The sequence below is a fragment of the Achromobacter sp. MYb9 genome, from assembly GCF_002975275.1.
Lineage (GTDB): Bacteria > Pseudomonadota > Gammaproteobacteria > Burkholderiales > Burkholderiaceae_B > Achromobacter.
The window spans coordinates 113,657-125,243 of the sequence record NZ_PCOQ01000005.1 but is presented as its reverse complement, the minus strand read 5'-3'; the positions used below and the strand labels follow the sequence as shown (position 1 = coordinate 125,243).

Sequence of the window (11,587 nt, the reverse complement as noted above, 5' to 3'; positions counted from 1 at the left end):
GCTCAGCCCGCCGGTGCCAGCAAACCCGCCTGGCCCTCGTGACCCCGCTGGGCCCGTTCCAGGATGAACTCGATCATCATGGAAATCGCCCGGGGATGGTGCCGGTTCGGCATATAGAGCATGTACATGCCGCGGCCGAAGATGCTCAACCGCCATTCGGTCAGCGCCGCCAGCAGGTCGCCGCGGGCGATATCGTCATGCACGACATAGTCGGGCACGACGCCCACGCCCAGCCCGGCGCGGATCGCATCGCGCAGGAACGCGTAATTGCGCGATATCACGGTGGGTTCCAGCACCACCTGCTGACGCGGCTCGCCGCCGTAGTAGGCCGACAGCCGCAGCGGCCGTCCGATGACCGCCGCGCTGATCACGGGCGTACCCGCCAGATCTTCGGGGCGCTGCGGCAGGCCGCGGCAGTCAGCGTAGGCCTTGGACGCGCACGCCACGTAGCGGACCTTGCCCAATTCACGCGCCACCAGGTTCTGCGGCGGTTCCGACATGATGCGCACCGCAATATCGACTTCGTCGCGCAGCAGATCGTCCACGCTGTTCTCGAACAGCACGTCCAGCACGATGTCCGGATACGCCAGCTTGAATTCCAGCAGCCACGGCGTCATCACAAACTGCCCATAGCCGCTGGGCACGCTCAGGCGCACCTTGCCTTGCGGCGTCTTGCCCAAGGTTTCAACGGACTCGCGGGCCGCCACCAGTTCGTCCTGGATGCTGCGGCCATGCTGATACAGCTTCAGTCCGATTTCGGTGGCTTCAACGTGGCGCGTGGTGCGCCGCACCAGTTGCATGCCCACCGAGCGCTCTAGCTGGTTCAAGTGATAGCTGACGTTGGCGCGCGTCATTTTCAGGCGGCGCGCGGCCTCGCTGAGATTGCCGGCATCCAGGATTTCCACCAGCAATGTCAGGGATTTGGTGTCCATAGCAGGTCCTCCACTGTTATTGTCAAATTTTATTATCCGCCATGTCAATTCCCGATGCCATTGTCAAGACATCTTTACTGGGAAAGAATAAGGAAATAAGAGACGAGCCGTTCCCGGCCCGCCAGGCGCCGCCACGGCGGACGCCCCACTGGAGACAAGGTCCCATGACGGACAAGAGCCCTGCCGGCGCTGCCCACGCGCGCCGCGACGAAGACATCCTGGTCATCACGCTGGATCATCCCCCGGTCAACGCGCTTAGCGCCGATGTGCGCCGCGATCTCGCGGCCGGCATCCAGGCCGCGCAGTCCGATGCGCAGGTGCGCGCCATCCTGCTGGTGGGCGCAGGCAAGAATTTCATTGCCGGCGCCGACATCCGCGAATTCGGCAAACCTCCCAAGCCGCCCGCCCTGCCAGACGTATGCAACCAGATTGAAGCCAGCGCCAAACCCGTGGTGGCCGTGCTGCACGGCGCGGCCTTGGGCGGCGGACTGGAAGTGGCGTTGGCCGCGCATTACCGGCTGGCTTTGTCCACCGCCAAGCTGGGCCTGCCGGAAGTGAATCTGGGCCTGCTGCCGGGCGCGGGCGGCACGCAGCGCACGCCCCGCCTGATCGGCGCCCGCGCGGCGCTGGATCTGATGCTGTCGGGCAAGCACTTGTCCGCCGAGGCCGCGCTGAAGGCCGGCCTTGTCGACGCCATCGGCGAAGGTGACGACGCCTTGGCTGCGGGGCTTGCCTACACCCGGCGGTTGCTGGCCGAGGGCGCCGGTCCACGCCGCAGCCGCGATGCCGCCGCCGCGCTGGCCGACAAGGCCGCGGCGTTGGCGGAAGCGTCTGCTGCCGGCGAGCAAGTCGCCAAGACCTTGCGCGGCCTGTACTCGCCCGCGAAGATCGTCGAGGCCGTGCGCGCCGCCATCGAACAACCGTTCGATGAAGGCCTGCGCACCGAGCGCACCCTGTTCCTGCAATGCCTGGAAAGCCCGCAGCGGGCCGGCCTCGTGCATGCTTTTTTTGCCGAACGCGAAACCACCAAGATCCCTGAACTGAAAGAAGCACGCGCCCGCCGGCTGGACAAGATCGGCGTGGTGGGCGGCGGCACGATGGGCGCGGGCATTGCCGTGTCGGTGCTGGACGCCGGGCTGCCCGTCGTGATGGTCGAACAGGACGAAGCGGCGCTGGAACGTGGCCGCGCGCGCGTGGCCCAGGTCTACGACCTGCTGGTCAAGAAAGGCCGCATCACCACCGACGAGCGCAACGGCCGGATGGCGCGTTTCACGGGCGCGACCACGTATGACGCGCTGAACGACGCCGACCTGATCATCGAAGCCGTGTTCGAAGACATGGACGTCAAGCTTGCCGTCTTCGCGCAGCTGGACCGCGTGGCCAAGCCCGGCGCGGTGCTGGCCACGAACACCTCTTACCTGGACGTGAACCGCATTGCCTGCGCCACGCGCGTGCCGGGCAACGTGCTGGGGCTGCACTTCTTTTCGCCCGCCAACATCATGAAGCTGCTGGAAATCGTGGTCGGCGAACACACCGCCGCGGACGCGGTGGCCACCGGCTTCGACTTGGCGCGGCGGCTGCGCAAGACGCCGGTGCGCGCCGGCGTATGCGACGGCTTCATCGGCAACCGGATCCTGGCCGTGCACCGCCAGGCCGCGGACATGATGATGGAAGACGGCGCATCGCCTTACGACATCGATGCCGCCGTGCGCGAGTTCGGCTACCCGATGGGGCCTTACCAGATGGCGGACCTGGCCGGCGGCGACATCGGCTGGGCGACCCGCAAGCGCCGCGCCGCCACGCGCGATCCGGCGTTGCGCTATGTACAGATCCCCGACCGCCTGTGCGAACGCGGCTGGTTCGGCCAGAAGACGGGGCGCGGCTTCTACCTGTATCCCGACGGCGCGCGCGTCGGCACGCCCGACCCGGAAGTGCTGGCCATCATCGACGAAGAGCGCCGCCGCGCCGGCGTCACGCCACGCCCGTTCACGCACGAGGACATCCAGCGCCGCTACCTGGCCGCCATGATCAACGAAGCCGCCAACGTGCTGCACCAGGGCATTGCGCTGCGCCCCTCCGACGTGGACGTGGTGTTCCTGTCCGGCTACGGCTTCCCGCGTTACCGCGGCGGCCCCATGCATTACGCCGACAGCGTGGGCCTGGACCAGGTACTGGCCGACATCCGCGGCTACGCCCACGAAGACCCCGCATTCTGGAAGCCGTCGCCGCTGCTCGTGCAGTTGGCCGAGTCCGGCCGCAACTTCGCCAGCCTCAACCAGGCAGACTGATCCGCGGCCCCGCTTTCCCTGCTTTCGATCCGACCCAATTCCACAGGACATCCCATGCGCGAAGCCGTTATCGTCTCTACCGCCCGCACCCCCATCACCAAGGCGGGGCGCGGTGAATTCAACCTGATCGCAGGCCCCACGCTGGCCGCCCACGCGGTGCGCGCCGCGGTCGATCGCGCCGGCATCGACCCCGCCCTGATCGAAGACGCCTTCATCGGCTGCGGTTACCCCGAAGGCGCCACCGGCCGCAACATCGGCCGCCAGGCCGTGATCCGCGCAGGCTTGCCCGTCAGCGTCGGCGGCGCCACCGTCAACCGCTATTGCGCATCCGGCCTGCAAGCCATCGCTTCGGCCGCCGGGCGCATCGTGCTGGACGGCGCGCCCGCCGCGATCGCAGGCGGCGTGGAACTGGTGTCGCAGATCCGCACGCGCGACGACGGCGTCAGCGGCATGGACCCCTGGATCGTCGCCAACAAGCCCGAACTCTACCTGCCGATGATTGAAACGGCCGACATCGTGGCGGCCCGCTACGGCATCAGCCGCGAAGCCCAGGACCGCTTCGCCGCGCAAAGCCAGGCGCGCACCGAAGCCGCCCAAGCCGCCGGGCGCTATCGCGAAGAGATCATCGCCGTCACCACCACCATGTCCGTCACCGACCGCGCCACCGGCGCCGTCAGCGAACGCGAAGTGACGGTGGACAAAGACACCTGCAACCGTCCCGGCACCACTTATGAAGCCCTGGCCGGCCTTGCGCCCGTGCGCGGCGACGGCCAGTTCGTCACGGCCGGCAACGCATCACAGCTGTCCGACGGCGCCGCGGCCTGCGTGCTGATGGAAGCGGCCGATGCGCAGCGCGCCGGGATCCGCCCCCTGGGCGCTTTCCGCGGCCTGGCCATCGCCGGTTGCGAGCCCGACGAAATGGGCATCGGCCCCGTCTATGCGGTGCCCAAGCTGCTGGCCCGCCACGGGCTGAAGGTGCAGGACATCGACCTGTGGGAACTGAACGAAGCCTTCGCCTCGCAAGCGCTGTACTGCCAGGAAAAACTGGGCATCCCGATGGACCGCCTGAACGTGGACGGCGGCTCCATCGCGCTTGGCCATCCCTTCGGCGTCACCGGCGCGCGACTGGCCGGCCATGTGCTGATCGAAGGCCGCCGCCGCGGCGCCCGCTATGCCGTCGTCACGATGTGCATCGGCGGCGGCATGGGCGCGGCTGGCCTGTTTGAAATCTATTAAGGACCGACATGGACCTGGAATTCACCCCCGAAGAAAACGCTTTCCGCGACGACGTGCGCGCGTTCCTGGCGGCCAAGCTGCCCCGGCGTCTGTCCGACAAGGTCGGCCAGGGAAAACTGCTGACGCGCGCCGACATGGTCGAATGGCACGCCATCCTGAACCAGCAAGGCTGGCTGGCCAGCCACTGGCCCGTCGAATACGGCGGCACCGGCTGGAGCGCCACCCAGAAGTTCATCTTCGACAATGAATGCGCGTTGGCGGCAGCGCCCCGCATCGTGCCCTTCGGGCTAAGCATGCTGGGCCCGGTCCTGATCAAGTACGGCAGCGACGCGCAGCGCCGCTACTGGCTGCCACGCATCCTGGACGGCAGCGACTGGTGGTGCCAGGGCTACTCCGAACCCGGCGCGGGCTCGGACCTGGCGTCCGTCAAGACGACCGCCGTCCGCGATGGCGACAGCTACATCGTCAACGGCCAGAAAACCTGGACCACGTTGGGTCAATACGCCAACATGATCTTCTGCCTGGTGCGCACCTCGCAAGAAGGCCGGCGCCAGGAAGGCATCAGCTTCCTGCTCATCGACATGAACAGCCCCGGCGTCGAAGTGCGCCCCATCATCACGCTGGACGGCGAGCACGAAGTCAATGAAGTGTTCTTCTCGGACGTGCGCGTGCCGGCCGAAAACCTGGTGGGCGAAGAAAACCGTGGCTGGACTTGCGCCAAGTACCTGCTGACGTACGAACGCACCAACATCGCCGGCGTGGGCCAATCGACCGCCGCGCTGGAGCGCCTGAAAGCCGTGGCCGCCCGGCAAAAGAAGCACGGCCGCCCGCTGGCCGAAGACCCGGATTTTGCGGCCCGCCTTGCACGCGTCGAAATTGAATTGGCCAATATGCGCACCACCAACCTGCGTGTCGTGGCGGCGGTGGCCGGCGGCGGCGCGCCCGGCGCCGAGAGCTCGATGCTGAAAATCCGCGGCACGCAGATCCGGCAAGAGATCACGGCATTGAACCGCCGCGCCATGGGCCCTTACGCGCGCCCCTTCGTGCCCGAAGCGCTGCATGAGGGCTACGACGCGCCCCCCATCGGCCCGGAAGGCGCCGACAGCGCCGCGGCGCAGTACTTCAACAACCGCAAGCTGTCGATCTTCGGCGGCTCCAATGAAATTCAGAAGAACATCATCTCGAAGATGATCCTGGGACTGTAAGGGCCGGCCATGAACTTTGAACACACCGAAGACCGGCGCATGCTTTCCGACATGCTACGCCGCTTTGTCACCGAGCAATACGACTTCGCCACCCGCGAACGGCACGCACAATCGCCGCAGGGATACAGCATGGATTTCTGGCGCCGTTACGCCGAACTGGGCGCCATCGGCGCATTGTTCGCCGAAGCCGACGGCGGCCTGGGCGGGGCGGGTTTCGATATCTCGGTGGTCTTTGAAGCGCTGGGCCGCGGATTGGTCGTGGAGCCCTTCCTGGACGCGCTGATGGTGGGCAGCGCCATCGCCGCGGTCGGCACGCCGGCACAACGCGAGGCGCTGGACGGCCTGATCGCGGGCGCCATCACTGCCGCGCTGGCCCACGCCGAACCGGAATCCGGCTATGAGCTGGCCCACGTGGACACCCGCGCCGAACGCGCAGGCGACGGCTGGGTGCTCAATGGCGCCAAAGCGGTCGTGACCGCGGGCGAGCACGCGAACCTGTTCCTGGTGTCCGCCCGCACGGCGGGCGCGGAAGACGACGCCGCCGGCATCAGCCTGTTCCTGGTCAGCGCCGGCACCCCCGGCCTTACCGTGCGCGGCTACGGCCTGATCGACGGAGGACGCGCCGCTGAAGTCGCCCTGGACAACGTTCGGCTCGCCCCCGAGGCGCTGCTGGGCGAAACCGGCGCGGGCCATGCGTTACTGGAACGCGCCACGGGACGAGGCATCCTGGCCCTATGCGCGGAAGCCGTGGGCGCCATGGAATGCGCCCGCGACGCCACCCTGGAATACCTGCGCACGCGCCGCCAGTTCGGCACGCCCATCGGCAGCTTCCAGGCGCTACAGCACCGCATGGCGGACGTGCTGCTGGAAATCGAACAGGCGCGCTCCGCCGTGATCAATGCGGCCGCCGCGCTCGACCACGCCGACCGCGTCACCCGCGAACGCGCGTTGTCGGCCGCCAAGTACACCATCGGCCGCATCGGCACGCTGGTGGCCGAAGAGAGCATCCAATTGCATGGCGGCATCGGCATGACCTGGGAACTGCCGCTGGCGCACTACGCCAAGCGCCTGGTGATGATCGACCATCAATTGGGCGACGAGGACCACCACCTGCGCCGTTATATCGCGCTGGGACAGGCTTGAATCGAGGACGCCAGGACATGACGCAGGCCCCAACCGCCCCGCCCTTGTCGCGCCCCTTCGCGGCGCCCTTCCTCGTGCGCAGCGCCGCCGACGTCCAACGGCTGCAAGCGCGGCCGCTGGCTGAAACCCTGACGGTGCAAAGCACCTACGAGATCTTCCGCAATTCGGCCGCGGCCTTCGGCGACAAGACCGCGCTGACGTTCCTTCGCACGGCCGATCCCGACGACGAGGCCGTGCGCTGGAGCTATCGGCAATTGCTGGCCGGTATCCACCAGACCGCCAACCTGCTGCATGACCTGGGTGTGCGCGCGGGCGATACGGTCGGCGTGATGCTGCCCGGCTGCCTGGAATACCATCTGGCATTGTGGGGTGGCGAGGCCGCCGGCATCGTTCAGCCGCTGAATCCGCTACTGACGGAAGACAAACTGGCGTCCCTGATGACGACGGCGCGCGCCAAAGTGCTGATCGCCTACGGCTCCGACGCCGAATGCGGCACGTGGTCCAAGGCCCTGCGGCTGCGCGAACGCGTCCCCACGCTGCAGACGCTGCTGCGCGTGGCGCCGCTGGACGAGCCGGTTTCAGCCCGCCCCACCCTGCCCGACCATGCCCTGGACTTCAACGCCAATCGCTCGGCGCAGCCCGCCGACCGCCTGGTGAGCGAACGCGTGATCCGCGCCAGCGACGTCGCGGCGTACTTCCACACGGGCGGCACCACCGGCGCCCCCAAGCTTGCCATCCATACCCACGCCAACCAGGTCTTCACGGCCTGGGCCGCCGTGCAGCTGCAGAACGCCGGACCAGGCGATGTGGTCATCAACGGCTACCCGCTGTTTCACGTGGCGGGGGTGCTGCCCGCCTCGCTGGCCGCTCTGTCGGCGGGCGTGGAAACCGTCATTCCGACCACGATGCTGCTGCGCAACCGCGACGTGCTGCGCAATTACTGGCGGCTGGTGGAAAAGCACCGCGCCACGTCGCTGCAAGGCGTGCCGACCATTCTGGCCGCGTTGGCGGAAGTGCCGCTGGACGGCGCCGACATCTCGTCGCTGCGCTATTGCCGCACCGGCGCGGCGCCACTGCCCGCCGAGCTTGCCGCGCGTTTCAAGCGCCTGTTCGGGCTGCATGTGAACGAAAGCCTGGGCATGACCGAAATGGCCGGCATTTCGTCCATCACGCCCCCGGGTTCGGAATTTCCCGTGAACTGCGTGGGGTTCCCGCTGCCCTATGTGCAAGTACGGATCGTGGGCCTGGACGTTCCGTCGGGCCAGGCGGCGCGCGACCTGCCCACGGGCGTGGCGGGCATGGTGCTGTTCAAGGCGCCTAACGTGATCCCCGGCTTCCTCGACGCCGAAGACACGGCGCGGGCCTTCACCGAAGACGGCTGGCTGATCAGCGGCGACGTGGGTTTCATGGACGACCAGGGCCGGCTGCATCTGCAGGGCCGCGCCAAGGACCTGATCATCCGTGGCGGCCACAACATCGACCCCAAGACCATCGAAGATGCGCTGGCCACGCACCCGGCCGTGCAACTGTGCGCCGCCGTCGGGGCGCCGGACGCCTATGCGGGCGAATTGCCCGTGGCCTTCGTGACCCTCGCCGAGGGCGCCCAGGCGACCGAAGCCGAGCTGGTCGCCTACGCCGCCGCGCATGTGGACGAGGGGCCGGCACGGCCCAAGCGCGTCATCGTGCTGGACGCCATGCCCATGACCAACGTGGGCAAAATATACAAACCCGATTTGCGCCGCCTGGCCACCGCCGTATCGGTAGAGGCCGTGGTGGCGCGCACCTTGCAAGCGGCTGGCCTGACGGAAGACAGCAAGATCTTCCGCGTGCTGGCCGATGCGCAACCGGACGTCGCCGTCGAAGCGGCGCCCGGCACGCCCGCGCCGCTGAAGGAGCAGCTGCGCGACGCCCTGGCGCGGCTACCGGTGAAAATCGCCTTGCGCGACTGAGCCGACGCCGTCCCACGCCACCACAAGCCATAACAACATCACTGGAGACAACCCCATGCTCAAGAAGCCTCTGCGACGCGCCTGCCTGGGCGCCCTGCTGTTCGCCGCCGCCGGCGCCGCGCTGCCGCTTGCCGCCGGCGCGGAATCCGCGTTTCCCAGCAAGCCCATCACGCTGATCGTGCCGTTCCCGGCCGGCGGCTCCACCGACCGCCACCTGCGCATCGTGGCCCAGGACGCCTCGAAATACCTGGGGCAGCCTGTCATCGTGGAAAACCGCCCCGGCGCCGGCGGCACACTGGGCACCGCCACGATGGCCCGCACCGCCAAACCGGACGGCTACACGATCAGCCTGTACACGCTGGCGATGCTGCGCATGCCTTATATGCAGAAGAGCAGCTGGGACCCTATCAACGACTTCAGCTTCATCATCGGCCTGTCGGGCTACACCTTCGGCTTCACGGTGCGTTCGGACTCGCCCTACAAGACATTCAACGAATATATCGAGGCCGCGCGCCAGAACCCCGGCAAGATCGATTACGGCTCCACCGGCATCGGCTCGTCGCCGCATCTGCTCATCGAAGAAATCGCCATCAATGCCAAGGTCAAGCTGAACCATGTGCCCTTCAAGGGCAATGCCGACATGCAGCAGGCGCTGCTGGGCGGCCACGTCATGGCGCAAAGCGACGCCACGGGCTGGGACCAGTTCGTGGATGCCGGCAAAATGCGGCTGCTGGTGACCTTCGGCGAAAAGCGCACCACCCGCTGGCCCGACGTACCCACCGCGAAAGAGCTGGGCTACAAAGTCGTGTCCACCTCGCCCTACGGCCTGGCAGGCCCCAAGGGCATGGACCCGGCGGTGGTGAAGACGCTGCACGACGCGTTCAAGAAGGCCCTGTTCGACCCCGCCAGCGTCGAGGTCATGAAACAGCTGAACCAGCAGCCCGCCTATCGCAATAGCCAGGACTACAAAGACTGGGCCCAGGCCACCTACATCAAGGAAAAGGACCTGATCGAATACCTGGGGCTGATGGCCAAGAACTGAGGCGCGGGGCGTGACCGGCGGCGCGCAGGACGGTATGGCATTTTTGTATTCAAAAAATGTCTGCCGTTCCTGTTCGGCTTTTTGATAGACTGGGGGCCCGATCGTTTTCCCCCCCGGCAGCCGCTGCCGCGCCCTATGACCCAGGAAGTCCAGCTAGATCCCAGCGCCGACGATATCGCCCGCGAAGTAGCCGCCGCCATCGTGGCGCACAAGCTTCCGCCCGGCACCCGGCTGCGCGAAGAGGCGCTGGCACGGGTCTACAAGGTCAGCCGCACCAAGATCCGCGCGGCGCTGCTGATGCTGTCCAAAGACAAGCTGATCAATATCGTGCCCGACAAGGGCGCCTTCGTCAGCAAGCCGGACGCCAACGAGGCCCGCGAGGTCTACGCCGTGCGCCGCATCCTTGAAGCCGCCTTGGCCCGGCAATTCGTGGCCACCGCCACCGCCGCCGACTACCGCCGCATCGACGCCCACCTGGCCGAAGAACGCCGCGCCCTGGAAAGCGGAGATGTGCAAAAGCGCAATCATCTGCTGGGCCATTTCCATATCCTGCTGGCGGAAACCGTCGGCAATTCCGTGTTGACGGGCATGCTGCGCGAACTGTCCGCGCGCAGCGCCGTGATCACGGTGCTGTATCAAAGCTCGCACGACGCCAGTTGCTCGTCGCAAGAGCATCATGCCTTCATCGAGGCCGCCCGCGCGGGCGACACCGAACGCGCCTGCGCGCTGATGGACGAGCACCTGGAACACGTCCAGACGGCGCTGAACTTCACGGACGAGGGCCAGGCCGGCAGCGACCTCGTCACCGCCCTGCTCAGCTAGCCGCGCCAGGTTCCCCCAGCAGTTGGCCCATGCGCTGCTGCAACCACGTTTGCGTCGTGCTTAGCGACGCGCCTTGCAGCCATAGCGTCCGCACCGACAGCATCGGCAGCGACAGGCCGGTGCAGGGCACGCGTGCCAACGTCGTGCGAAAGCTCTCGTATTCCGCGATGTTCAAGGGCAGGATCGCCCACCCCAGGCCGTCCGCCACCATGCCCGCGATGCTATAGAAGCTGTCGGTGCGCCACACGGCCGGGCTCAATACCACGTCGTCCACCCCTTCCATCTGCATGACCAATTGCCGGTAACGCGCCAGATCGCTGCGCGTCACCTCGGCCAGCGCCGCCAGCGGATGCCCCGACGCCACGAAAACGGCCTGCTCCACATTGCCCAGATAACGGTGCGCAAAGGCGCTGCCGGGGTCGCCGCGGTCAAAGTGGAAAGCGATGCTGGCGCGGCCCTGCAGCACGTAGTCGGCCACTTCGGTCGCCGTGCCATTCAACTGCGTCAGTTCCAGCGCCGGAAAGCGCGCCGCCAGCTCAAGCACCAGCGCGCCCAACACCTGGGACGGCAGAGCCTCGTCCAGCGCGATGGACAGGCGCGCGCCCTGGCCCGCGGCGAACGACAGCGCGCGCTGATTCAGGCCGCCCGCCTGGCGCAACAGTTCGCGGGCCTCTTGCAGCATCACTTCGCCCACGGGGGTCAGCGCGGCGTTGCGGCGCGACCGGTCGAACAGTTCCACGCCCAGATCCGCTTCCAGCAAACCGAGCGACGTACTGACGGCGGACTGCGCGCGACCCAGCGCGCGCGCCGCGGCCGAAAACGAGCCGGCGTCGGCTGCCTCGACAAAGTGGCGGAGTTGATCCAGGGTCCATTGCATGGCGTCTCCTTGTTTCCATCAATTTTATAGATGGAATCAAACTTTTTTTGGCAAATATACAGATGGATAATGCCTACCTCGAAAATCGGCGCA

The 11,587-nt window shown here is 67.1% G+C and carries 9 protein-coding genes; 7 read left to right on the top strand and 2 right to left on the bottom strand.

Translation table 11 applies throughout. From position 1 onward, the window contains the following. Positions 1-2 precede the first annotated feature (2 nt). Complete coding sequence (locus CQ050_RS10295; protein ID WP_105556729.1) at positions 3-932, bottom strand: LysR family transcriptional regulator; 930 nt, start codon at positions 930-932, stop codon at positions 3-5. A 164-nt stretch (positions 933-1,096) separates the two neighbouring features. On the opposite strand from CQ050_RS10295, the gene CQ050_RS10290 reads away from it, so the two are divergent. The 7 genes from CQ050_RS10290 to CQ050_RS10260 all read left to right on the top strand — a co-directional run bounded on the left by CQ050_RS10290 (position 1,097) and on the right by CQ050_RS10260 (position 10,617). After that, entirely contained in the window at positions 1,097-3,220 is a 2,124-nt protein-coding gene (locus tag CQ050_RS10290; protein ID WP_105556728.1) for a 3-hydroxyacyl-CoA dehydrogenase NAD-binding domain-containing protein, read from the top strand. A 54-nt stretch (positions 3,221-3,274) separates the two neighbouring features. Beyond that, positions 3,275-4,456 (top strand): acetyl-CoA C-acyltransferase, encoded by a 1,182-nt coding sequence (locus tag CQ050_RS10285; protein ID WP_105556727.1) that lies wholly within the window; start codon positions 3,275-3,277, stop codon positions 4,454-4,456. A gap of 8 nt (positions 4,457-4,464) precedes the next feature. Next, positions 4,465-5,661, top strand: a complete 1,197-nt coding sequence (locus CQ050_RS10280; RefSeq protein WP_105556726.1) for an acyl-CoA dehydrogenase family protein — start codon at positions 4,465-4,467, stop codon at positions 5,659-5,661. Positions 5,662-5,670: 9 nt separating this feature from the next. Then, on the top strand, positions 5,671-6,804 hold the full coding sequence (locus CQ050_RS10275; protein ID WP_105556725.1) for an acyl-CoA dehydrogenase family protein: 1,134 nt from the start codon (positions 5,671-5,673) through the stop codon (positions 6,802-6,804). 17 nt (positions 6,805-6,821) lie between these two features. Beyond that, positions 6,822-8,753, top strand: coding sequence for an acyl-CoA synthetase (locus CQ050_RS10270; RefSeq protein ID WP_105556724.1), 1,932 nt, complete (start codon positions 6,822-6,824; stop codon positions 8,751-8,753). A gap of 55 nt (positions 8,754-8,808) precedes the next feature. Beyond that, the gene (locus CQ050_RS10265) at positions 8,809-9,795 is read left to right on the top strand and encodes a tripartite tricarboxylate transporter substrate binding protein (protein ID WP_105556723.1); all 987 of its coding nucleotides are present in this window, start codon (positions 8,809-8,811) and stop codon (positions 9,793-9,795) included. 135 nt (positions 9,796-9,930) lie between these two features. Beyond that, the gene (locus CQ050_RS10260; RefSeq protein ID WP_105556722.1) at positions 9,931-10,617 is read left to right on the top strand and encodes a GntR family transcriptional regulator; all 687 of its coding nucleotides are present in this window, start codon (positions 9,931-9,933) and stop codon (positions 10,615-10,617) included. Here CQ050_RS10260 and CQ050_RS10255 read toward each other — a convergent pair. After that, complete coding sequence (locus CQ050_RS10255) at positions 10,610-11,494, bottom strand: LysR family transcriptional regulator (protein WP_105556721.1); 885 nt, start codon at positions 11,492-11,494, stop codon at positions 10,610-10,612. The two genes, CQ050_RS10260 and CQ050_RS10255, sit on opposite strands and share 8 nt — an antisense overlap. Positions 11,495-11,587: the final 93 nt, after the last annotated feature.